Annotated in this window: 22 protein-coding genes and 3 pseudogenes; 9 read left to right on the top strand and 16 right to left on the bottom strand. The window is 51.9% G+C overall.

Going from position 1 to position 23,398, the window contains the following annotated elements; all coding sequences use genetic code 11:
• Positions 1 to 16: 16 nt before the first annotated feature.
• Positions 17 to 862 (bottom strand): N-hydroxyarylamine O-acetyltransferase, encoded by an 846-nt coding sequence (gene nhoA / locus GUC46_RS11755; RefSeq protein WP_160180213.1) that lies wholly within the window; start codon positions 860 to 862, stop codon positions 17 to 19.
• Positions 863 to 1,019: 157 nt separating this feature from the next.
• Here nhoA and GUC46_RS11750 point away from each other — a divergent pair, with 157 nt between their 5' ends.
• Entirely contained in the window at positions 1,020 to 1,592 is a 573-nt protein-coding gene (locus tag GUC46_RS11750; protein WP_003020117.1) for a flavin reductase family protein, read from the top strand.
• A 28-nt stretch (positions 1,593 to 1,620) separates the two neighbouring features.
• On the opposite strand, the gene pptA is transcribed toward GUC46_RS11750, so the two are convergent.
• Positions 1,621 to 1,848, bottom strand: a complete 228-nt coding sequence (gene pptA / locus GUC46_RS11745) for a tautomerase PptA (RefSeq protein ID WP_003020119.1) — start codon at positions 1,846 to 1,848, stop codon at positions 1,621 to 1,623.
• A gap of 216 nt (positions 1,849 to 2,064) precedes the next feature.
• Positions 2,065 to 2,148, bottom strand: a pseudogene (locus GUC46_RS23925) (hypothetical protein); the annotation flags it as partial.
• Here GUC46_RS23925 and GUC46_RS11735 point away from each other — a divergent pair.
• Positions 2,147 to 2,269, top strand: a pseudogene (locus GUC46_RS11735) (glucarate transporter); the annotation flags it as partial. The pseudogenes GUC46_RS23925 and GUC46_RS11735 overlap by 2 nt on opposite strands.
• Before the next feature lie 69 nt (positions 2,270 to 2,338).
• On the opposite strand, the gene GUC46_RS11730 reads toward GUC46_RS11735, so the two are convergent.
• A complete protein-coding gene (locus GUC46_RS11730; RefSeq protein ID WP_130714644.1) occupies positions 2,339 to 2,956 on the bottom strand; it encodes a glutathione S-transferase family protein in 618 nt (205 codons plus the stop codon).
• Between the two features lie 112 nt (positions 2,957 to 3,068).
• On the opposite strand from GUC46_RS11730, the gene GUC46_RS11725 reads away from it, so the two are divergent.
• Both GUC46_RS11725 and GUC46_RS11720 read left to right on the top strand, forming a co-directional pair.
• Entirely contained in the window at positions 3,069 to 3,989 is a 921-nt protein-coding gene (locus GUC46_RS11725; RefSeq protein ID WP_160180211.1) for a LysR family transcriptional regulator, read from the top strand.
• 98 nt (positions 3,990 to 4,087) lie between these two features.
• The gene (locus GUC46_RS11720) at positions 4,088 to 5,077 is read left to right on the top strand and encodes a zinc-dependent alcohol dehydrogenase family protein (RefSeq protein ID WP_160180210.1); all 990 of its coding nucleotides are present in this window, start codon (positions 4,088 to 4,090) and stop codon (positions 5,075 to 5,077) included.
• Between the two features lie 36 nt (positions 5,078 to 5,113).
• On the opposite strand, the gene GUC46_RS11715 is transcribed toward GUC46_RS11720, so the two are convergent.
• From GUC46_RS11715 to GUC46_RS11685, 6 genes and pseudogenes are all read right to left on the bottom strand, one after another.
• Positions 5,114 to 5,887, bottom strand: a complete 774-nt coding sequence (locus GUC46_RS11715) for an amino acid ABC transporter ATP-binding protein (protein WP_003836184.1) — start codon at positions 5,885 to 5,887, stop codon at positions 5,114 to 5,116.
• Positions 5,871 to 6,797, bottom strand: a complete 927-nt coding sequence (locus GUC46_RS11710; protein ID WP_160180209.1) for an amino acid ABC transporter permease — start codon at positions 6,795 to 6,797, stop codon at positions 5,871 to 5,873. Before GUC46_RS11710 ends, GUC46_RS11715 begins: the two co-directional genes overlap by 17 nt.
• 9 nt (positions 6,798 to 6,806) lie before the next feature.
• Positions 6,807 to 7,316 (bottom strand): GNAT family N-acetyltransferase, encoded by a 510-nt coding sequence (locus GUC46_RS11705; RefSeq protein WP_003843710.1) that lies wholly within the window; start codon positions 7,314 to 7,316, stop codon positions 6,807 to 6,809.
• 10 nt (positions 7,317 to 7,326) lie between these two features.
• Positions 7,327 to 9,585 (bottom strand): annotated as a pseudogene (locus GUC46_RS24060) (NtaA/DmoA family FMN-dependent monooxygenase).
• Between the two features lie 25 nt (positions 9,586 to 9,610).
• Positions 9,611 to 10,732: an amidohydrolase gene (locus GUC46_RS11690; protein WP_160180208.1), complete on the bottom strand. Its 1,122-nt coding sequence runs from the start codon at positions 10,730 to 10,732 to the stop codon at positions 9,611 to 9,613.
• Positions 10,732 to 11,730: an MsnO8 family LLM class oxidoreductase gene (locus GUC46_RS11685; RefSeq protein ID WP_136345652.1), complete on the bottom strand. Its 999-nt coding sequence runs from the start codon at positions 11,728 to 11,730 to the stop codon at positions 10,732 to 10,734. The genes GUC46_RS11690 and GUC46_RS11685 overlap by 1 nt, the downstream gene beginning before the upstream one ends.
• A 507-nt stretch (positions 11,731 to 12,237) precedes the next feature.
• Here GUC46_RS11685 and GUC46_RS11680 point away from each other — a divergent pair.
• Positions 12,238 to 13,779 (top strand): PAS domain-containing methyl-accepting chemotaxis protein, encoded by a 1,542-nt coding sequence (locus GUC46_RS11680; protein ID WP_003843714.1) that lies wholly within the window; start codon positions 12,238 to 12,240, stop codon positions 13,777 to 13,779.
• A 279-nt stretch (positions 13,780 to 14,058) separates the two neighbouring features.
• The gene (ansP, locus tag GUC46_RS11675) at positions 14,059 to 15,501 is read left to right on the top strand and encodes an L-asparagine permease (RefSeq protein WP_003843715.1); all 1,443 of its coding nucleotides are present in this window, start codon (positions 14,059 to 14,061) and stop codon (positions 15,499 to 15,501) included.
• Between the two features lie 41 nt (positions 15,502 to 15,542).
• Here the strand turns inward: ansP and GUC46_RS11670 are convergent, their stop codons facing one another.
• From GUC46_RS11670 to GUC46_RS11655, 4 genes are all read right to left on the bottom strand, one after another.
• Positions 15,543 to 15,764, bottom strand: coding sequence for a YgdI/YgdR family lipoprotein (locus GUC46_RS11670; protein ID WP_003020157.1), 222 nt, complete (start codon positions 15,762 to 15,764; stop codon positions 15,543 to 15,545).
• Positions 15,765 to 15,901: 137 nt separating this feature from the next.
• Positions 15,902 to 16,963: a YncE family protein gene (locus GUC46_RS11665; protein ID WP_160180207.1), complete on the bottom strand. Its 1,062-nt coding sequence runs from the start codon at positions 16,961 to 16,963 to the stop codon at positions 15,902 to 15,904.
• A 264-nt stretch (positions 16,964 to 17,227) separates the two neighbouring features.
• Positions 17,228 to 18,262 carry an NADP-dependent oxidoreductase gene (locus GUC46_RS11660; protein ID WP_160180206.1) on the bottom strand — a complete coding sequence of 345 codons (1,035 nt, stop codon included), beginning with the start codon at positions 18,260 to 18,262 and terminating at the stop codon, positions 17,228 to 17,230.
• Positions 18,263 to 18,320: 58 nt separating this feature from the next.
• Positions 18,321 to 18,896, bottom strand: coding sequence for an XRE family transcriptional regulator (locus GUC46_RS11655; protein WP_003020168.1), 576 nt, complete (start codon positions 18,894 to 18,896; stop codon positions 18,321 to 18,323).
• Positions 18,897 to 18,933: 37 nt separating this feature from the next.
• Here GUC46_RS11655 and mddA point away from each other — a divergent pair, with 37 nt between their 5' ends.
• Positions 18,934 to 19,452: an L-methionine sulfoximine/L-methionine sulfone acetyltransferase gene (gene mddA / locus GUC46_RS11650; RefSeq protein ID WP_049000777.1), complete on the top strand. Its 519-nt coding sequence runs from the start codon at positions 18,934 to 18,936 to the stop codon at positions 19,450 to 19,452.
• A complete protein-coding gene (locus GUC46_RS11645; protein ID WP_130714636.1) occupies positions 19,449 to 19,898 on the top strand; it encodes a DMT family transporter in 450 nt (149 codons plus the stop codon). The genes mddA and GUC46_RS11645 overlap by 4 nt, the downstream gene beginning before the upstream one ends.
• A gap of 60 nt (positions 19,899 to 19,958) precedes the next feature.
• Here GUC46_RS11645 and GUC46_RS11640 read toward each other — a convergent pair whose 3' ends face one another.
• Complete coding sequence (locus GUC46_RS11640) at positions 19,959 to 20,192, bottom strand: YdcY family protein (protein ID WP_003020183.1); 234 nt, start codon at positions 20,190 to 20,192, stop codon at positions 19,959 to 19,961.
• 17 nt (positions 20,193 to 20,209) lie between these two features.
• Entirely contained in the window at positions 20,210 to 21,808 is a 1,599-nt protein-coding gene (locus GUC46_RS11635; RefSeq protein ID WP_049000770.1) for an ABC transporter substrate-binding protein, read from the bottom strand.
• 282 nt (positions 21,809 to 22,090) lie between these two features.
• On the opposite strand from GUC46_RS11635, the gene GUC46_RS11630 reads away from it, so the two are divergent.
• Complete coding sequence (locus GUC46_RS11630) at positions 22,091 to 23,398, top strand: SrfA family protein (RefSeq protein ID WP_044710808.1); 1,308 nt, start codon at positions 22,091 to 22,093, stop codon at positions 23,396 to 23,398.

The following is a 23,398-nucleotide window of genomic DNA, read 5'->3' as shown; positions in this document are numbered from 1 at the left end:
ATGACTTCCGATACCCCTATTTACCCGCCTCCGGATGCGTATCAAACGCCGCCATGACCGTCGCCAGCTCATCTTCGGTAAACCCATGCTTCACCTCATCCACGCCCAGTCCAAACTGTTCCTGCAGCAAGGCATACAGGCTGGCGACATCGGGTAGATTAATCTGCTCTACCGCACGACCATCCTGATAACGGGTGAAATGAAAATTGGTCAACGTCAGCTTACCGCCGTCCGGAAGATGACGACACATCAGCAAATGATGACGAAAATGCGATTGTGGCCAGTGCGCGGACCAGAAATTGCCCATCAGGTAATCGCTCTGGTGCTGCACGACCAGGTCAAAACGGTACATTGATTGCCAGTGATCGTGATGGCGGAACTGCAGGATCCAATCGTCCCCCTCCTGAACCAGACGATATTCGCCGTGTGGCGTTTGCTGCTCAATATCGGCCTGCAGACGAATCGGCGCCGTCAGCGTTTGTCCGCCGAAGCCAACGTCGGCGATCCACTGCTCTCCCTGTAATTCAACCAGCAACAGACGATGCGTGCGCGGCGGCAGACTTGACGGATTTGCCAGTACCACACGACCAAGAAGGCTGCGTACGTTAAAACCGATTTCGCGTAACGCGCGCTCAAACACTCCATTCTGTTCAAAGCAATAACCGCCACGACGCGCCGTCACCAGCTTCTCTTCCAGCGACAAATCGTCAAGCTGCATCTCTCTTGGCAGTAATACATCCAGGTTTTCAAACGGAATCGCGCCGTTGTGCAGTAAATGCAGCGCTTTTAAAGTTTCAATGTCGACGCTGGCCGAATCTGACCAGCCAATACGGGCAAAATAAGCGGTTAAAAAAGGCGTCATAGGGAGTTCCTGTTCGATTAATGCAGTACTTATAACGCATTTTTAATTTTACGCCGTCGATTTTGTGCGTTGTTCCTCCAGACGAGGCGACAAAATCGCTAATACCGTTAATATCTATATCTATTATGGTGTGTTATCTCTCAGCCCAGGAGCATCCATGAGCCATTTCCGTTCAATCGAATTAAAACATGCCAGTCGGCTGCTTAACCACGGCCCTACGATACTGATCACCAGCCGGGATGAGCATACCGAGCGGCGCAATGTGATGGCGGCGGCATGGTCAATGCCGGTGGAATTTGAACCGCCGCGGATTGCAATTGTTGTTGATAAGACCGCCTGGTCGCGTGAACTGATTGAGCGTAGCGGCAAGTTCGGTATTGTTATTCCGGGCGTGGCTGCTACCAACTGGACTTACGCGGTGGGCAGCGTTTCCGGTCGCGTGGAAGATAAATTTAACTGCTACGGTATTCCGGTGGTAAAAGGTCCGGTGCTGGGATTACCGTTAATAGAAGCGAAATGCCTGGCCTGGATGGAGTGTCGTCTGCTGCCTGCAACGGCAGCACAGGAAAAATATGACACCCTGTTTGGGGAAGTGGTCTCGGCTGCCGCTGATGAGCGAGCTTTCGTGGAAGGACGCTGGCAGTTTGATGATGATAAACTCAATACCCTGCATCATCTTGGTGCCGGAACGTTTGTCACCAGCGGGAAACGCATAACTGCGGCTGAATAATACGGGCGCAATAATCGCCCGTTCTCTTTCACATGCTGTAGCCGGGTTTTTTAATCAGCCTCGTCATCTGTGGCGCAATTTCCGCATCCCACACGCTCTGCCACGCCTCGGGCTCAATTTCATTCAGCGCCACGCTCACTGAACTCTCTTTGCTTTGTAAATGACGAATAATGACTTCGGTAATATCCGTCGCCAGTGCGGCCTTCTCTTCTTCGTTCAAATCGCGAGGAAAACATTTGATATCAACGTGCGGCATGACAGGTTCCTTATTGTTTTGGGATGCAGGTAACTTATGCGGACTCTCTTCAACCAGGTGAAATCCGACATCAATAATATCGTCTTCACGTGGAATTTGTTCGATACTATCGAGGCGACGCGTTGTCCAATGGCCCGTCGGTCGACGCTAACTGTGGTGATGTGCGTCAGCCGCAATACCATGACGACGATAACCTTTTTTCAGCAAATAGTCTGCCACCGCCTGCATCACTTTTTCCACGGTTTTCGGGCGCACCAGCTGCGGGCTATTTAGCGCCCTGCTCACCCTCATGGGTGACAATTCCCAGTCTTTTGATTACGCCATTCTGTACGTCGGTTCGATGGGGCTGATTGGCCTGATTTCTTATCTGTTTATCGTGAGTCCATTGGATCGTATTACGCTGACCCCTTCTGTCGCGTAATTTAACCTTATGGCGATAGTTTGCCCGCTGTTCCGGGATTTGCACTCCTGCGGAACAGCGTTTTTTTATTCAAATAATCTTATTGCTTTTCAGTACAGTACGTAGCCTCGGATGCTGACAAACTGCATCAGCGATAGCGCTAATATTCGGCGTGTTGTCCTGAAACCAGTCATGCCCTGGTCCCCAGGTGCGCATAACGGCAATATATACGTCCAGTAGTGTTAGCTGATCCCCGAATGCATACGGCTCGGCGTTTAGCTGATCGTTCAGCCACATATAGAGGGATTTACGGTACTCAATGCAGTTCTTTTTCAACTGCGCCGGGGCGTCCGGTACCCAGCGTTCTGGATAGTCGGCATAGGTAAACGTGGGATAGACATTTGCTACCAGCCATATCAACAGACGCTGAAACTGCTGGCGTTCGGCGTGTCCAACGGGTGGTGAAAGTTCAGGGCGACGATCGAGGATCATCAGCGCGATCGCCGCCGTTTCCGTCATCACACTGCCATTTTCCAGTACCAGCGTGGGCACCTGGCACAGCGGATTCAATTTTTTAAGTAGCTCCCGCTGAGGGCCGTCACTGTCAAAACCGTCGACATTAATAAAATGATAAGGGATCTCCGCCAGTGTGAGCATCACTTCACTGATGGCCGATCCCCAGCCCGGTACCCCATAGACTTTAATCATGCTGCAATCCCCAAAGTTAAAACCCTAAGTGTAGAGCAGCATTCGGCAACCTATGCAGACGTGATTATTACTTTCATAATAACAATGGTCGAATACCGGGGGAGAATAAGCAATGCGTTCCAGTATGTTTGAATATATGAACATTTTTGTACAGGTTGTTGAGCAAGGTGGATTTGCCAGAGCAGCAGACGTGTTACACCTGCACCGCCCTGCAGTGACCAAAGCTATCCAACATCTTGAAGACGATCTGGGAGCAAAGTTGCTTAACCGCACGACCCGTAAAGTGAGTCTGACAGAAGAAGGTGACGGTTTTTACCAACGCACAAAAATCCTGCTCAGTGACGTTGATGACATCATGGCTTCTTTCTCATCCACTCGCCCTCCGCGCGGAAAACTTAGAGTGAATGCCCCCCTGTCGCTGGCTCACTCGATATTAGTCCCGGCCCTGAACGATTTCCAGTCGCGCTACCCGGATATTGAGATTGTCCTCACCTCCACCGACCGCAGAATCGATCTGCTTGCCGAAGGTATCGACTGCATGATTCGCATTGGCGAGTTACAAGACTCTTCTCTGATTTCACGGCGGCTTGGTGAGGTAAAAATGGTGACATGCGCGTCCCCGAATTATTTGCAAAAACACGGCGTACCGCAGACGCCAGAGGATTTATCCCGACATCAGGCAATTAACTTTTTCAGTGAACGTCATCGTGAAGCACTGGAATGGTCTTTCGTCCGTGAGGGTGAAACCGTGTCGTTTATCCCTACAGGTCACATCAGCGTTGATAACTCCGACATCCTTTTGACAGGCTGTTTATCCGGACTCGGTATCATCCGCGGTGTGCACGCGGTACTGGCCCCCTGGATCCAGTCGGGTCAGCTCGTTGAGGTGCTGGCTGATTATGCCGGGGAATCAAAACCGGTTTCTGTGCTTTACCCCGACAGACGTCATCTTGCCCCCCGCGTTCGGGTGTTTATTGACTGGCTGTGTGCGCTTTTTACCGAGCAAAAATCGCGTCTACAGGGATTATTATAATCTGAGTAATAGTGAAGTTCCGCAACGGCGGTTTTTCACCCTCATCTGAGCCGTTAAATTGTGCAGACCCAATACAGAACAATTTACAGAGGTCTGCTATGTCTAAGGTCGTAGTTTTTAATCAAATTGGTGACGCTGACGTCCTGACAATCCAGGATATGCCAGTTTCGGCTCCGCGTGCGGATGAAGTTCAGATACGCGTACGCGCAATCGGCATTAACCGTGCGGAAATTATGTATCGTACCGGCCAGTATATTTACCAACCCAAATTCCCGGCACGTCTGGGCTATGAGGCTTCTGGCGTTGTTGAATCCGTGGGAGACAACGTGCGTGAGTTTGCGCCCGGCGATAGCGTCAGCGTCATCCCGGCTTTCAGCTTCCATGAGTATGGTATGTACGGTGAAGTCGTCAATGCTCCAGCCCATGCTGTCGTCAAACATCCTGAGAATCTTAGCTTCGAGGAAGCCGCGGCGAGCTGGATGATGTATGTGACCGCTTTCGGTGCGCTGGTTGAATATGCGGATATTAAGCCTGGTGATAACGTGCTGATCAATGCTGCTTCCAGCAGCGTCGGACTGGCGGCAATTCAGATTGCTAACATGCGGGGAGCAAAACCGATTGCGATGACGCGCACCAGTGAGAAACGTGCCCAGCTTCTGCAACTTGGCGCGGCAGAGGTTATCGCCAGCCAGGAGCAGGATCTGGTGGCGGAGATTAACCGGATTACTGACGGCAAAGGTACCCGCGTGGTCTTCGATCCGGTCGGTGGCCCTGGCGTGGCAAAAATTGCCCAGGTGATGCCTGCCGGCGGACTCTTTTTCCAGTATGGCTCTCTTGATGCGCGTGATTTGTCGATTCCGGTAATTGAGATACTCGGTCGTCATCTGACCTTCCGCGGCTATGAGATCTTCGAAATCACCACGAACCCGGAAAAACTTTCCCGGGCGAAACGGTTTATCTTTGAAGGACTGCAATCCGGTAAGCTCAAACCGCTGATTGATAAAACCTTTGCCTTTGATGATATCGTTGAAGCACATCAATACATGGAAGCCAACGGTCAGGTGGGCAAAATCGTCGTCACCCTGTAATCCTTGTGCGGCACAGTCTTGTGCCGCAAATTACCCTCAAAGCACTTTCGACAAAAACTGCTGGGTGCGCGTGTGGCGTGGATGATTCAACACCTGCTCGCTGCTGCCCTGCTCGACGATTTTGCCATCAACCATAAACACCACCTGATCCGCCACTTCCCTAGCGAAGCCAATCTCGTGCGTCACCACCACCAGCGTGGTTCCCGACTTCGCCAGCGCTTTGATGACATCCAGGACTTCTCCCACCAGCTCAGGATCCAGTGCAGATGTAGGCTCATCAAACAGCATGACGCGCGGATTTAGCGCCAGTGCACGGGCAATAGCGATACGCTGCTGCTGACCGCCAGATAAGTGACGCGACCAGGCATCGGCTTTATTGCGCAACCCTACCGCATCAAGCAGCGTTAATGCCCGCTCGGTGGCGGCTTTACGCGATGCCAGTCCGTGCGCAATGGGTGCTTCAATAAGGTTCTCCAGCACCGTTAAGTGCGGGAACAGATTAAAGTTCTGGAACACATAGCCGACGTTAACCCGCTGACGCAAAATTTCCGCCTCTTTCAGCTCATACAGCTTGTCTCCCTGCCGACGATAGCCAATGTAATCGCCATCGATTTGAATAAAACCCTCATCGACGCGTTCCAGATGGTTGATGGTACGCAGGAGTGTGGATTTCCCTGAACCGGACGGCCCGAGAATGACCGTAACCGTTCCGGGAGGGATCTCCAGCGACACATTATCCAATGCTTTGTGGCGACCAAAGTATTTGCTGACGCCGGTAATAGAAATATGACCTTCAGGCGAGTGGGACATGGACGGCCTCCTGCTGTGGACGTTGACGACTGCGTTTTTCTGCACGGCTCACCCGGACGGTGTTGATCGCTGAACGTCGTTCGCTGCGTGCCAGCGCACGTTCGACCAGATGCTGAATAAGCGACAGGATGCTGGTGATCACCAGATACCACACCGCACCCACCATCAGCAGCGGGATCACTTCCTGCGTGCGGTTGTAGATCATCTGGATGGTGTAGAACAGCTCCGGCATTGCCAGCACGTATACCATCGCCGTCCCTTTCGCCAGGCTGATGATTTCATTGAAGCCAGCAGGCAAAATGGTGCGCAGCGCCTGCGGCAGAATAATCCGCAGCGTACGTCGCCCTGCCGGTAAGCCCAGTGCTGCCGCTGCCTCGTACTGACCGTGATCGACCCCTAAAAATCCACCCCGAATAATCTCAGCGGTATAGGCGCTTTGTACCAGCGTCAGGCCAACCACCGCAGTGGAAAACTGACCGAGTACATTGATGGTCTCAAAACGTCCCCACTGAATGGGAGTGAACGGAATACCAATCGTCAGCGTGTCGTACAGATAGGAGAAGTTGTACAGAACGATTAGCACCACAATCAGCGGTAACGAACGAAACAGCCAGATGTACCCCCAGGCCAGACAGTTCAACAGCCAGGAAGATGAAAGCCGCGCCAGCGCCAGCAGACCGCCGATGAGAATACTCAACAGCGTCCCGATAAGTGTCAGTAACAGCGTTTGTCCAAGACCAGACAAAATCACCGGCTCGAAGAACCAGCGGGCAAACACGCTCCATTCCCAGCGCGGATTAAACGCCACAGACTGGAGAATCACCGCCAGGGCAAACAAAGCAATGACCGCGCCAACGGTGCGCATGGGGTAACGCGCCGGTACGACTTTAATGCTATCTGTCGTTTTCATCTTCTCTCCTCAGGCGATTCTGGCCTGACCGGCAATAGTCAGCAGTTTGGTAAAGCGCAGCCGTCCATCAAACGGTGGCTGGCTGTACTCTTCGGGATTGCGCGTCGTGTCAAATTGCGGATCGTAGCCCTGGCTTAAATAAAGTCTGACGGCTTCCGGCTGGCGAAATCCTGTGGTCAGATATATCCGGCTGTAGCCCGCGAGTAGCGCCCGACGTTCCAGTTCCTGCACTACACGCGCCGCAAGTCCCTGCTGACGCAGGCTGCTTTTTGTCCAGATACGCTTAATCTCGGCAGTGTCCTTGTCGTAAGGTTTGTAAGCCCCGGTGGCGATAATTTCGCCGCCACGCTCCAGGATCACAAAAAGTCCCTGCGGTGCCAGATACCATTCGGTCAGTTCCACTTCAGCGTCACGAGAAAAATAATCGCCATAGCGGGCAGCATACTCACCGAACAGACCGTTCAAAATGGGCTGTAGCTCGCTGGCTTCAGGTGAGACCACGCGAAATTGATCGCTCACGATGACCTCCTTAGTCGCCTAAACCGGCCGGGTTGATTTCAGATTGCGGAATGCGTTCCACCCCTTCTCCCCAGCGATTCAGCACCTTGTCATAATCGCCGTTGCCAATCACGCCGTTGAGGGCGGTTTGTACCGGCAGAACCAGACCGCTGTCCTTTTTCAGCGTCACAGCGATGTGTGCCGCTTTTGGCCAACCGCCATCAACACTACCCACCAATTGCGTTTTACCGTTGAGTGCAGCTTTCCATGCGCCGATTACATTAGGACCGAAGTAGGCATCGGCGCGGCCTGACTGTAGGGCCAGGGTTTGCGCGGCATCATCTTTGGTATACACCGGCGTAAACGGCTGTAACCCTTTCTTCACGTTCTCATCGTTCCAGGCCAGCAGGATGGCTTCCTGGTTCGTCCCTGAACCGACGATAATGCGCAGTCCAGCGATATCTTCCGCCTGCTCGATTTTCTTCAGCTTGCTACCGGTTTTGACATAAAAGCCAAGAGAGTCCTTCCGATACGTCGCGAAATCGAATTTTTCTTTGCGTGCTTTGGTGACGGTAATATTGCTGATCGCGGCATCGTATTTGCCGGAAGTGACGCCCAGCGGCCAGTCTTCCCATGACGTAGGTACGACGTTGAGTTCCAGCCCCAAACTGTCAGCCACCAGACGCGCGATGTCCGCCTCGCTGCCGATCAGCGTCTTATTGTCATCGGCAAAGACGGTCAGCGGCGGTTGACTGAGCCCGGCAATCGCCACGGTGAATTTGCCCGGTACGGCCAGGTGCAGATTTGCAGGCAATTGCGCAATCGCCTGCGGATTCTTTGCCGTATTGATCGGCGTTTTATTGGCTTCCAGACTTACGCCCGTGCCGTTAATCGTCACATCATTTGCCCAGACAGTCGCGCTGAAAGCCAGCGACAGCGCGAGGAATACTGATTTTTTCTGCATAGCGTTTTTCTCTTATTGTGCGAATTGATTTGCAGGTGTCGTTAATCCCAGGCTTGCGCGCAGGGTCGTACCAGGATATTCATGGCGGAACAGGCCCCGCGCCTGAAGCACAGGGACAACCTGTTCGACAAAACGCGGGAAGGTATCCGGCGTTCCGCCCTGGATAATAAAACCATCTGCGGCTTTCTCGTCGAACCACTGCTGCAGGCCGTCGGCGACCTGTTCCGGCGTGCCGCTGAAACGCGGACGTGGGCTGGCCGCTTCCAGAGCAACCTGACGGAGTGTTAAGCCACGCTCGCGCGCGTTGCGTTTGATCTCATCAGTCGTACTGCGAAAGCTGTTTTGTCCGAGAGAGCCAAGATCCGGGAACGGTGCGTCCAGCGGATATTGGGCAAAATCATGATGTTCAAAGTAGCGGCCAAGATAGTTCAGCGCGTCGGTAACGGAGACCAGCGCAGCGGTAGTCTGATACTGCTGCTCAACGTCCTCTTCGCTGTCGCCAACAATAACGCTGACGCCCTGGAATATATGCAGTTGATCGGGATGTCGTCCGGCATTTTCCAGCTGACTTTTTACATCCTGATAGAACGCCTTAGCCTCTGCCAGCGACTCCTGATGGGTAAAAATGGCATCAGCATGCTGCGCCGCTAATTTCTTGCCATCTGCTGAAGCTCCCGCCTGAAATATAATCGGACGACCTTGTGGCGTACGCCCAATATTTAACGGCCCGGCGACCTGAAAATAATCTCCATGATGGTTTAGCGTGTGCAGTTTATGCGGATTAAAAAATTCCCCGCTTGTTTTATTACGGGTAAAAGCATCGTCTTCCCAGGAATCCCACAGTCCTTTCACTACCTGTAAATATTCATCGGCAATACGATAACGCTGGGCATGCTCCGGATGCTGAGCGCGAGAATAGTTTTTTGCCGATCCTTCCAGAGGCGACGTAACCACGTTCCAGCCCGCACGCCCGTTGCTGAGATGGTCCAGGCTGGCGAACTGTCGTGCGGTCGTAAACGGCTCGCTGTATGATGTGGACACTGTGCCAACCAGTCCCAGATTCTGGGTGATGCTGGCCAAAGCGGATAATACTGTTAGCGGCTCAAAACGATTTAAAAAGTGCGGGATTGATTTTTCATTAATATACAGACCATCGGCGACAAAAATAAAATCCAGCTTCCCTTTTTCCGCAATAAGTGCCGTCTCTTTGACAAACTCAAAATTAATACTGGCATCGGCCTGAGCCGCCGGGTGGCGCCATGCGGACATATTTCCCGATGCGCCATGCAGAATAGTTCCGAGCCGTAGTTGCCGATTTTCAGCCATAATAACCCCTACCCAACAGGTAAACTTAAAGGTGTGCGAATGCCGTTTTTGCTAACTGCGCAAAGTAATGTGCGGCAGGTTCAATTAAACGTTCGTCTGGATTAAATCCCGGGTGATGTAATCCGTATTCACTGGCGCTGCCAATACTGACAAATGCGCCTGGCGTATTTTGCAGGTAGACGGCAAAATCCTCCCCGCCCATATGCAGGTCAGCATGGTGAGTTGTGTAGCCTGACTGTTTCGCCACCGTGGTGGCGATATCGGCCCAACGCGCATCGTTCACCAACGCGGTCGGCCCCGCATGCCAGATAAGGTCTATTTGTGCGCCAAAGGCATGGGCAAATCCGGCAGCGATGTCATTAACCCGTGCTTTAACCTGCTGCTGTACCTGAGTCCGGTGCGTTCTGAGCGTCCCTTCCAGCTCAACGGACTCTGGCAGTACGTTCCATGTATTTCCTCCCTGAATACGGGTCACGCTGAGTACCACCGAATCCAGCGTGTTAACGTCGCGACTGGCAACGCTTTGCAACACGGTTACCAACTGGCTGGCAAGCAGGATGGCATCTTTGCCTTCATGCGGACGCGCCGCATGTGCGCCCTTGCCATTTATGCGCAGCACGAAGCGATCGACATTGGCATAGAACGCACCGCCGCGTGTTGCAAATTCGCCCACCGGCAAACCGGGCTCATTGTGCATACCAAAAATAGCCGCTACGTTTTGCAGCGCACCGGCGCGGATCAACGTTTTTGCACCGCCGAAACTCTCTTCAGCTGGTTGAAACAAAATACGTACTCGCCCCGGTAAGGTTGTTTCCTGTTGTTTAAGCAGCAGTGCTGCACCAAGCATCACGCTGGTATGGACGTCATGCCCGCAGGCATGCATCACGCCCGGTGTGAGGGAACGAAACGGAACGTCGGCACTTTCTTCTATCGGTAGCGCATCGATATCCGCTCGTAGCGCGATGACATCTTCTCCCTTGCCGATTTCCGCGACCAGACCGGTTTTCAGCTCGAACGGCAGAATGTCGACATCCGCAGCGTGCAACCAGGCCTGAATGCGCCCGGTGGTTGCTTCCTCCTGCAGGGAAAGCTCCGGGTGCTGATGTAATTCACGACGCCAGTTGATAAGCGTTGAGCTGAGGGTCATCAGAGCACCTCCACGGCATTATGGACTTGTGCCAACAAACGCAGCGATGTCAGACGTGCGTGGCCCTCCGCCACTGGCGTGTCGATAATAAACTCATCAATACCAAATTGCGTATGCAGAGCATTCAGCTTTACCATCACCTCTTGAGCGGTGCCGTGTAACAACGCCAGTTCACGACGCGCGATTTTGCGTGGCGAACTACCCGCCTGTACGGCGAATGCCAGGGCTTGCTCTTCGCTGGCGACTGTAACGCGTTGACCATTTTCCAGCTCAACGCCCCAGATTTGCACGTTTTCCGCCAGTTGCGCAGCGGTATCGTGACTGTCAGCCACAATCACCTGAACGGCGACTATCGTCGGGCGGTCGCTGTGGGTCTGCCAGAAGGACAAAACCTCACGTAATAACGTTTTGTCACCGTTGAGGTGCGCAGCGAAGATAAAATTCCAGTCGGATTGCGCTGCTAACTGTGCGCTTTGCACACTGGCTCCGAGTACAAATCCTTCTGGCGGTATTGGTGGGATTGGCGTCGGGAATACCGTTTCCCCGCTTTCCGTTCCGTTCAGCGCCAGCCAGCCGTTAAGCTGAGAAAGCTGATCGGCAAAACTGCCTTTTTCTTCCTGATGCAGTCCATGCTGTAACGCCTGAGTCGACAACGGTAACCCGCCAGGGGCCTTCCCTACGCCGAGATCGACACGTCCAGGAGCCAGTGATGCCAGAAGATTGAAGTTTTCCGCCACTTTGTACGGGCTGTAATGTTGCAGCATCACGCCGCCGGAACCAACGCGGATACGCTGGGTTTGCCCGAGGATCCAGGCGATCACCAGCTCCGGCGATGGACTGGCCAGCTGTGGCGTATTATGGTGTTCCGCGATCCAGAAACGATGGTACCCCCACTCTTCCGCCAGTTGCGCCAGGCGCAACGTCCGGGAAAGCGCAGTCGCGGCAGTTTCACCTTCCCCGATGGGGCTTTTATCCAGAATACTCAGGCGATATGACATGTTACGAGCCTATGTTTGTTAACATGTCTTTATTATTAATTTATCAAATAGCCATACTGAAACATTTAATTCACATTTACTCAGCTAAAAAGTAGATAACAAACCCTGCAGCAGCCAGGGTTAAAATTTGGATCGCCCTGTACCGCTAAACTGAAAAACACCCGCAATTAATAGCCTACAAAATATAATAGGGTCGTTGATATCACGGTAATAACATCAAAATCTTTTCATGCTAGTTTTCTTTTTTCGAAATGGTTTTTTAGCGCAATTTACGTTAAGTCAGTTTAAACGACTTGTAACGTTATGCGCTTGTATTAATTGTTTCACTTTTATGACGCGGGATGAATGATTTACATGGAAATTTTTATTTTAAATACTTCCACAAAAATGATGATTAGTAGAGAATGCAACGTTTCTTATTAAAACGGTTTAAAACAGATTTCTAATATCCCCCGATTTCATTGCGGGGATTTTTGTATGGATTATACATAGCATCATGGGACCTCTATGAAAAGTAACATGCCCGTTACACAAATTGAGCACGCACTTAACGATAAAACGACGCTGCTTTCTACGACGGATAAAGAAAGTCATATTACCTACGCCAACTCCGCATTTATTGATGCCAGCGGATTTAACGAACAGCAATTAATGGGCGAACCGCATAATATTATTCGCCATCCTGATATGCCTCCCGCGGCGTTCGCCGATATGTGGTACACGCTACAGCAGGGAGACAGCTGGACGGGGATGGTTAAAAACCGTCGGCAGAATGGCGACCATTACTGGGTTCGCGCCAACGTTACACCGGTCTGGCACAATGAAAAGCTCACTGGCTACATTTCAGTGCGTACCGTTCCTTCGCGCGATGAAATAACTCAAAGCGAAAGTTTATATCAAAAAATTAATAGCCAGCAGTTTAAAGGGTTTCGACTTTTTAAAGGCATTATCATTCGCCGCGGCATATTGTCATGGGCATCAATGTTTAAATGGATGAGCATTAGCCAGCGCGTCAATTATTCTTTAGGGGTAATCGCCCTGCTCGCCGTGCTATTTCTTTTTGCTCCTGTTAATCCATTTATTCAGGCGGGAGGGTTGCTGTTCTTATTTCTGATGCTTGCTATTTACCTTAAGTATCAAATTTGTCAGCCAGTTAATACGCTACTGACGCAAATGAAGAAAGTGGTATCCGGGAGAAAACCTGATAACTGTCATTTAAATCGGGTGGATGAGATCGGAATGCTGATGCGTCTGGTTAATCAGTCCGGGCTTAATCTGAATTCACTGGTCGATGATGTCAGTACGCAAATATCCGGTATTCGCGCTATCAGTCAGCGAGTATCAAAAGAAGGTACGGCGCTGCATAAGCGTTCCGAAGAAACCTCCGCCGACCTGCAACAAACCGCTGCCGCCATTGAAGAAATTGGTAGCGCGGTACAGCAAACTGCTGAGACTGCGGCACATACTATGACCATGGCCGATAAAACCAGCGCCAATGCGGCAGAAGGCGGCGATATCATGAAACAAACTATCGCCATGATGCAGGCGATATCGCGTGACAACGGGCAAATCGTCGACATCATCGGCGTCATTGATAGTATCGCCTTTCAGACCAATATTCTGGCGCTCAATGCCGCGGTCGAGGCCGCGCGAGCCGGAGAGTCAGGACGCGGTTTCGCCGTTGTGGCGGCAGAGGTCCGTAATCTGGCACAGCACTCAGCGTCTGCAGCAAAAGAGATCAAACAGTTGATTGAGAAGAACGTCGCCAACGTGAATAGCGGCGTCAAAATGGTAGAACAAACGGAGACGCATCTTACCGGGATGATTGGCGATGTCCTGCAGATGTCGATGATGATCAAAGATATTAGTCTGGCGACACGTGAGCAAACCCTGGCGCTGGATCTGATTAACGATTCGATTTCACGCGTAGGCACCATGACACACAATAATGCCGAGATGGTAGAGCGTGTCACCGATGCTACCGCCGATCTGACTCAACGTTCATCGCGCTTACAGCAGGCCGTTCAGGTCTTTGGCGTATCAGCATAACCTTACGGCGCTTATCGGGTGAATGTCTCGATAAGCGCACTCCTCTCCAGGTATTTACGCCCTTCTCTTTTATTGGCTGAATCGAGGCCACACCGCGCCAGTGTAGGCTGTACAAAAATGCTGAATTCTTGTTATCGAGGCTTTGCGGAACCGAACAATTGAATGTAGGATGCTCGGCCGGCAGTTTTCCCCCGTAACACAATGAAGGGTAAGGCTGTTTTCGCCGCAGCAGGTGCGGCAAAAAGGATTTGTATTTTTGTCAGGTCAACAGGAAAAGTAATGAACACAAACAACACGCAAGCCGCGGAACAACATGCGGCGAAACGACGCTGGTTGAATGCCCACGAAGAGGGGTATCACAAAGCGATGGGAAATCGACAGGTACAGATGATCGCCATTGGCGGCGCAATTGGTACCGGGTTGTTTTTAGGGGCTGGCGCGCGCTTGCAGATGGCTGGTCCTGCTTTGGCGCTGGTTTATCTGGTGTGCGGTATTTTTTCGTTCTTTATACTGCGCGCGCTTGGCGAACTGGTTTTACATCGCCCTTCCAGCGGCAGCTTTGTCTCCTATGCCCGTGAATTTTTAGGTGAGAAAGCCGCCTATGTGGCTGGCTGGATGTACTTTATCAACTGGGCGATGACCGGCATTGTCGATATCACCGCGGTGGCGTTGTATATGCATTACTGGGGCGCATTTGGTGATGTACCGCAGTGGGTATTCGCCCTCGGCGCGCTGGCCATTGTCGGCACCATGAACATGATCGGCGTGAAGTGGTTCGCGGAGATGGAGTTTTGGTTTGCACTGGTCAAAGTGTTGGCGATTGTGATTTTCCTGGTGGTGGGTACCGTCTTTTTAGGCACTGGAAAACCATTGGATGGTAACGCCACGGGTTTTCACCTGATCACCGACAACGGTGGATTCTTCCCACATGGCCTGCTGCCAGCGCTGGTACTGGTTCAGGGGGTGGTTTTCGCGTTTGCCTCCATTGAACTGGTGGGCACCGCTGCTGGAGAATGCAAAGATCCACAAACCATGGTGCCGAAAGCGATCAATAGCGTTATCTGGCGTATTGGTCTGTTCTATGTGGGTTCTGTCGTGCTGCTGGTTCTGTTACTGCCGTGGAATGCCTATCAGGCAGGGCAAAGCCCGTTTGTTACCTTCTTCTCCAAACTGGGCGTGCCGTACATCGGCAGTATCATGAATATTGTGGTGCTCACCGCGGCACTTTCCAGCCTTAACTCTGGGCTGTACTGCACCGGACGTATTTTACGTTCCATGTCGATGGGCGGATCGGCGCCGAAATTCATGGCTAAAATGAGCCGCCAACAGGTACCCTGGGCTGGGATCCTCGCCACGCTGGTCGTCTATGTCGTCGGGGTATTTCTGAACTATCTGGTGCCGTCGCAGGTGTTTGAGATCGTGTTGAACTTCGCGTCGTTGGGCATTATTGCGTCGTGGGGCTTTATCATGGTCTGTCAGATGCGTCTGCGCCGGGCCATAAAAGAAGGTAAAACGGCAGACGTTAGCTTTAAACTGCCGGGCGCTCCGTTTACCTCGTGGCTAACCCTGGTGTTCCTGCTGAGCGTGCTGGTGTTGATGGCGTTTGACTATCCAAACGGCACCTACACTATCGCGTCATTACCGTTGATTGCCATCCTGCTGGTTGCAGGCTGGTTCGGCGTGCGTAAGCGCGTCGCGGAAATCCACCGCACCGCGCCGTAATGGCTGAAGGCCTGACAGGTTAACCCTTCAGGCCTTCTTTTTTAGTTCGCTTCAATCAACTGCGCTACATCGTTGCTGTTAATTTCCCGCGCGTTTCCATCCTGATCGGTATAGCTGGTCATTCCCGTATCTTTATCCAGTTTTGGCTTACCCTGGGTGGTAATGGTTTGTCCGCTTTTGGTCGTCATGACGTAATCGGTGGTGCATCCTGCCAGGGTAAACAGCATTACGCCTGCACAAAGACAGATAAATGGCTTTTTCATGGTATTCCCGTGTTATTCAGTTAGCCGTTGAGGGCGTAGTGTAAGTCCCTGAAGTGGGTCGGGCTACTGGCGGGGTGTAACGAGGCGTATCGTGGGGTTTAGAGAAATGACAGGAGGGGTTTCCCCCTCCTGATTTTTTACAGCGCAATACGAATAACATCGTCCGGCTGGGTAGCTTCCTGCTCGCGGGTAGATTTCTGTTTCACGCTGACGTACAGGATTTTACCATCGGCAGAGAGCGCCAGGCTATTCGGGAATGTTGGGGTCTCGAATGTTTTGACGACTTTATATCTTTTCGCGTCGATCACACTCACTTTACCGGCCTGGCGATGAGTCACGTAGGCTTCATTACGCGTCGGGTTGAACAGCACGGCAAGGGATTCCGGCGCGGCGACTTTTGCCAGTACGTTGTCGTTACGGGTGTCGATTACCAGCACTTCCGCCGCTTTAGAGTCGGTGACAAATGCACGGTTGCCCGCTGTGTCCAGGCTCAGGTTGATAAAGAAATGCTCTTTCCCATCATCCAGCAGTTTTTTGCGGCTGAGAATTTTGTTAGTGGTGGTATCGATGGTAATGAATTCACCGTCCGCATTGGCGGTGTACAGGCGCTTAGCCTTGCTGTCGACCGCCAGAGCGGTGCTCATTTTGCCGGTATTTTGAATGGTGTCCTTCAGTTTAATGGCATCACCGTCCACCACCCAAATCACGCTCTCTTTACCAATACCGCTAATGTATACCGTGTTAGTGGCGTCATCTGCGGCCAGCTCACGCGGCTGCAGCGGGCGAACATCTTCAGAACGCTTACGCGCATCCAGCACCAGACGTCCTTTCACCGCGCCCGTTTTAGCATCCATCGCCGTTACCGCGCTATTTACCGTGTTGCCGAACCACAGCGTTTGCGTGGCGTTATTGATGGTGGCACCAAACGGTTTGAGATCGTTATGAATCACCTGAGTCACTTCGAGGGTGACCGGGTCAAGGCGGTAAACCACCCCGCCGGTATCCAGTTTGCGGCTCTGTGAGGTCGCCAGCCACAGCGCGTTCTCTTGTTGGCTGTACGCCATTTCATAAGCGCCTTTACCGACGGCTTTGCGCAGCAGTTCTTCTGCAGCCTGCGTAGTAAAAGATGATGCAACGAGCAGTGAACCTAACAGTAAAGAACCACGCAGACGCGGTGAAAACAGATGACGTAAAGACATGACGACTCCCTTTGATAAATTCGTTTGTTACTGCTTCACATAGCTTCAATGAGCAAAATCATGGTTTTGCCTTTTTAAGAATGAGAATAGTAATCATTATTTATCTCAATGTGGAGTATTTATTTGCTTTCGGGTTGTAACCTTCTCATTTTCTCCATGAATAATCGCTTTTCATTCAGATAACGTCATTGGCATTTTACCAGACCTACATTTCTTACGAAGCAGGCCTGGTTACAGACATTCACCGTCTTCCACTCTTACGCATCAATCCTCAGCAAGACGAATAACTACCTTGCCGAAGTTTTTGCCGGTCAGCAGACCGATAAAGGTTTGTGGCGCATTTTCCAGGCCGTCGGTCACCTGCTCGCGGTAGTGGATTTTGTCCTCTTTAAGCCAGCGCCCCATCTCCCGCTGAAACTCCTGAATGCGGTGACCATAATCCTGACCAATGATAAAACCCTGCATCCGGATACGCTTTTTCAGCAGGGTTGCCATTAACAGCGGTAATCTGTCAGGTCCGGTCGGAAGCGACGTTGCGTTATAACCACTGACCAGGCCACAAAGCGGAATCCGCGCAGAAGTATTGAGCAATGGCAGAACGGCATCAAATACTTTTCCGCCGACGTTTTCATAATAAATATCAATTCCTTGTGGGCAGGCTTTTGCCAGTTGTTGCGCAAAATCTTGTGCGTGGTGATCGAGGCAAACATCAAAGCCCAGCACCTTTGTGGCATGTCGGCATTTCTCTGCCCCACCAGCCACACCTATTACCCGACAGCCTTTAAGCTTACCGATCTGTCCAACCGTTGCGCCAACCGGCCCGGTTGCGGCGGCTACCACCAGCGTTTCTCCCGCTTTCGGCTGACCGATATCCAGCAGGCCCATATAAGCGGTAAACCCCGGCATACCCATAACACCCAGCGCCCAGGAGGGATGTTCGGGATGAGCGCCAAGCTTCACCAGTCCGTTACCGTCGGAGATGTCATAGTCCTGCCAACCGCTGTAGCTCAATACCCATTCGCCTGGCTGGTAGTCCGGATGGCGGGATGACACCACGCGACTTACGGTACCACCCACCATAACACCACCAATCTCTACTGGTGGTGAGTAAGATGGCTCATCGCTCATGCGGCCACGCATGTAGGGATCGAGGGAAAGATAAACAGTGCGCAGCAAAACCTGGCCTTCGCCCGGGGATGCCACCTCATCTTCTTCAAGACGGAAGTTCTCTGGGACTGGCGCGCCATGTGGACGGGAAGCCAGTACCCAGCGACGGTTACGATTAGTCTGTTGACCCATGATGTGCTCCTCTGCTTTTGGCATGAATCCATCAATAGTAGCAGTCTGCGCCTGCTATTTAGCTGACGACATGGTTTAACCGCACAACCAGGTAAACGCAGGGTTTCGCGGTTTCATTGATAAACCGACAGTCATTCGGCGGGCCAAGTTCCAGGCAATCACCTGCCTGCATTTCATGGCGTATGTCCCCTTCCACAAAAACTAATTCCCCCTGCTGTAACCAGATAAGTTGTCTGGCCTGCACATAGGAAGAAGCTGGCATCGGGATATCACTTCCAGCGGGTAATTCAATCTGCACCAGATCGATAGGTAGATCGCTGCGCGGTGAAACATGGCGGCGCAGATAGTGGCTTTGCGGGTCGTGCCAGACGGGCTGGTCAGCGAAGCGCAGCAGCTTGCCCTCCTGCATTTCAGCCCGCGCAATCAGGGTAGACATGCTGATGCCAAACGCACCGGAAAGTCTACCCAGCAGCGTCGCCGTTGGACTACTCTCGCCGCGTTCTATTTTATGGATCATGGCCCGTGACACGCCCGCTCTCTCGGCAAGTTCCGTGAGCGACCAACCGCGAGATTCCCGCTCAATGCGAATTCTTGCACTGATCCGTTGATTTATGCTGTCTTCAATAGTATTCATATTGTAATACTATAGTGAACAAGCCCTGAGGTTCAACATGTCAATTCGATTTGCCAGCAAAGAAGACTGCGCCGCCATTGCAGAAATCTACAACCATGCGGTACTGCATACGGCGGCTATCTGGAATGATCAAACGGTCGATGCCGAAAACCGTATTTCCTGGTATGAATCCCGACAATTGATGGGGTATCCGGTACTGGTGAGTGAAGAGAATGGCGTGGTTACGGGATACGCCTCCTTTGGCGACTGGCGTAACTTTGATGGCTTCCGTCATACCGTTGAACATTCGGTGTATGTCCATCCAGAACATCAGGGAAAAGGACTCGGACGAGCACTACTCAGCAGACTGATAGACGAAGCCCGCGAATGCGGCAAGCATGTCATGGTGGCAGGTATTGAGTCTCAGAATCAGGCATCACTGCATCTGCACAGCTTGCTGGGCTTTAAAACCACCGCGCAAATGCCACAGGTTGGAACCAAATTTGGGCGGTGGCTGGATCTGACTTTCATGCAGTTGCAGTTAGACGATCGCCGCGAACCGGATGCCCTTAGATGAACCAGACGCTGACCCTCTCCTTTCTGATTGCCGCTGGTATTGGTCTGGTGGTGCAAAATACCTTGATGGTACGCATCACGCAGACGTCCTCGACGATCCTTATCGCCATGTTACTTAACTCGCTGGTTGGGATCGTGCTGTTTGTCAGCATATTGTGGTTTAAGCAAGGTTTAGCAGGGTTTGGTGAATTGGTTTCCAGCATACGCTGGTGGACACTCATCCCAGGCTTGTTGGGATCGTTCTTTGTTTTCGCCAGCATTAGTGGATATCAAAATGTAGGCGCTGCCACGACGATTGCGGTGCTGGTTGCCAGCCAGCTTATCGGAGGACTGATACTGGATATTCTGCGCAGTCACGGCGTGCCGCTACGGGCGCTAGTGGGCCCAATCTGTGGCGCGGTAATGTTGGTGTTCGGGGCATGGCTGGTGGCGAGACGTTCGTTTTAATTGCGCTTATCCGACCTACAGAACGCGCCTGTAGGCCGGATAAGATCCGGCGAGGAAATATCAAAGAATAGTGCCGCCTTTGGTCAACTGTTCGCGACGGGCTTCCATATCTTCTTTATGCTGACGGCCATGATGGGCGATAGCCGTACGCAAACGCTGTTGCTGGGTATAGCGGTCTTCCCGGCTCAACGCGACATCATCGCTGAGCTCAATCAGCAATTCATTCATATGCGTAATGACGCTCTCCTCAATGGCGGCATCAACACGTGCGCTGACCTCATCCAGATGCGACATAACCTCTCCTTAACTCATTAATTTAATTTTGCTTTTGAAAAATCACTGCCCATCAGGCTAACGCTGTATCCGCTGACGTTGCTACGCGTAGCGTAGAACGTTTTACCGTTTGCCAGGGCTATCCAAGGAGCCTGCTGGTAGAAAATCTCTTGTGACTGCTGGTAAAGCGCGGCGCGCTCTTCCGGTTTGCTCACCAGTTTCGCCTTTTCAACCAGCGAATTATACTCTTTATCGCACCAGCGCGCGGCGTTAGATCCGGTTTTTATGCTGTCGCAGCCCAGCAGCACATCCGCGAAGTTATCCGGATCGCCGTTGTCTGACATCCAGCCAAACAACGCGGTGTCATGCTCACCTTTACGCATTCCGGAGAGATATTCACCCCACTCATACGATACAATTTTCGCCTTCACGCCCACCTTTGCCCAGTCGCTCTGGATCATCTCGGCAATCCGTCGGGAGTTCGGGTTGTATGGGCGCTGGACCGGCATTGACCACAACGTCGCTTCAAAGCCATTTTCCAGCCCTGCCTGCTTCAGAAGGTCTTTCGCTTTTTGCGGGTCGTAAGCGTAATCCTGCAGATCTTTATTGAACCCCAGCATATTCGGCGGAATCGGTGATTTTGCCACCGTACCAGACCCTAAAAAGACAGCGTTAATAATGGCCTTTTTGTCCGTTGCGTAGTTCAAAGCCTGACGCACCAGTACGTTATCAAACGGTTTTTTCTCGGTATTAAACGCCAGATATCCAACGTTCAGCGCGTCAACCGAATGCAGCGTCAAATCTTTATTCTTTTTAATCTCGTCAAACTGTACGGGCGCAGGTGCTGGGATTATCTGGCATTCATTGGTTTGCAGTTTTGCCAGCCGCGTCTGGACGTTTGGCGTGATTGAGAAGATCAGGTGTTTCGTTGGAACGGCGCCATCCCAGTAGTTAGGGTTGGCAAGATAGCGGATTTGCGAGTCCTGCTTGTACTGCTGCAGCACGTAAGGCCCGGTGCCAATAGGCCAGTTGTCGACGTTTTCCGGTGTACCTTTTTTCAGCATCGCGTCGGCATATTCCGCAGAGAGAATCGAGGCAAAATCCATTCCCCAGTCGGCAAGAAACGCAGCGTTAGGTTCATTCAGGACAAACTGAACGTGATAATCATCGAGCTTCTTAACTTCTTTAATCAGTTTATCCAGACCGACATCGTTAAAGTATTCATAGCTTCCCTGAGAAACCTTGTGATACGGATGATCGGCATCCTTCTGCCGTAATACCGAGAAAATCACGTCGTCAGCGTTGAAGTCGCGGGTCGGTTTAAAGAATTTATTACTGTTGAATTTCACGCCTTGACGCAGGGTAAAGGTGTAAGTCTTACCGTCGGGAGAAATCGTCCAGTCCGTTGCCAGAGATGGTACCGGGGTATTCTTTACCGGATCAAAGTTGATGAGTCGGTTGTAGAGCACTTGTGAACTGGCCACAAATGAGGGACCGGAACTGGCAATTTGCGGGTTAAATGACTCCGGCGATGCTTCAGAACAATAGATGATGGTGTCAGTATTGGCCGCGAACGCAACGCCTGACGGTATGACGGTGCTGATAGCCAGCGCGAGTAACGTTTTCCTTGCAATCATGGTTATAAGCCTTCTTATTTTATTATTAACCGAGATATCAGAGCATAGCTGACAAAAACTGACCAATAACAAATCACTATCAGGTTATTCTAATCCGGTGTATTTCGCTGAATAATTCATCACCCTAAGCGAATTAATTTCCCTTAAGTCTTTTTCAAAACGTCAAGATTTTTCCCGGCACTCTATGCCATGAAAATTAGCCCCTTTTTGCCTCTCTTTCTCCGTTTGCTCGTTTTTATAAAACGTAAAGTAGATACGTGAAGAAGTCTAAGGGGTAACAACGTGGCAAAAACTCTCTTGCGCAGCGGCAATTTGGATGACTATCAGGCCGTGGGCGGCGGTGGCCAGGCCGTTTTTGATTCAGCATTGCAAATTCGTGAAACGCTTCGTCTGCGTAAACAGCAGGCGATGGTGGATTGTTTGGCGATCCCACAAATTAACGACAACGGCGATCGGGTTGACTGGTATTCCCCGATAGAAGGGAAAGCCGTGGCGTGGAAAGCCGCTGATGAAGAAGCACGTTTTCGTGCACTGCGCTATCTGGGAAGCACGCTGGAAAATGCGGCGGCTCTGAGCCGTAAAAGCCTGCAGTCGGGAAAAACCTCCCTACAGCTGTTTGGCTCTCTGCTCGAAAAAGCCATCCAGTTTCCCGGTGAAAACCACGTGTTTCTGGTTGATGGCAAACCCGTTATTACGTTCTGGGGCTTCGTCAATCTGAATGAAAATCCCCGCGACGATGTGCTCGATTGCCTGCGACTTGCCGATATTCCTCCTGTCGTTACCGTAGCAGAGCCGGAACAGGAAGAAGAAATCCCCCCGGAAATCACCTTCGCCGAGGCTGATGCGCCTTTATTGACGCCAGTCGTCGAGCTGGCTAAACCGGCTGAACCTGAGCCACAGCCACCGGTTATAGTTAACGAACCGGAGGTTACACCGCCGCTGGCACAAGAGAAACCTGCGCGCCGCCTGCCGCTGTGGAGCCTGCCCGTTGCCGCAGTCATCATTGCCGCCATCGTTGGGCCGCTGCTGTGGAAGCAACAGACCACCCAGCCCGTACCCGCAGCCGCCGCTGTTGAAGTCGCAAAGATTGATATGGCACCGCTGCCAGCACTGGCATCTGCTCTGCCTTTGCATCGTGCTGAAGTGACTCCAGTTGCGAAGAAAGAGAAACCTGTAGAAGGACCGGTGGTGATCGCCGCGATTCCAAAAGATGCGCTGGTGATGGATGCCAATCAGATGAAGGCAGGAACGACGCGTTTCCTCAATGGTAACTGGCGCGTCCTGGTCGATGTTAAAGATCCGGTGAGCGGCAAAGCGCCGTCGCTGCGCTATCAGATCCAGGCCAATAAAGGCACTGCTCGTGTGGTTCATGGTGACAATATTGTTTGTCGTGCCGAGATTTTCTCCGGTTTGCACCAGTCGGGTGAATTAATGATTAAGAGTCGCGGCAATGCCCGTTGTACAGACGGGTCACGTTATCCGATGCCTGAAATTACCTGCAAAGCGGGAACCAACGACGTCGCCGCCTGTACCGCGCGTTATGACGATCACGCGGAAATCCCTCTGACAATCAAAAAGATAGGTGCCTGA

This window comes from Citrobacter sp. LUTT5, assembly GCF_009905315.1.
GTDB classification, from domain to species: Bacteria; Pseudomonadota; Gammaproteobacteria; order Enterobacterales; family Enterobacteriaceae; genus Citrobacter; species Citrobacter freundii.
This window is presented reverse-complemented; position numbering and strand designations above follow the sequence as displayed.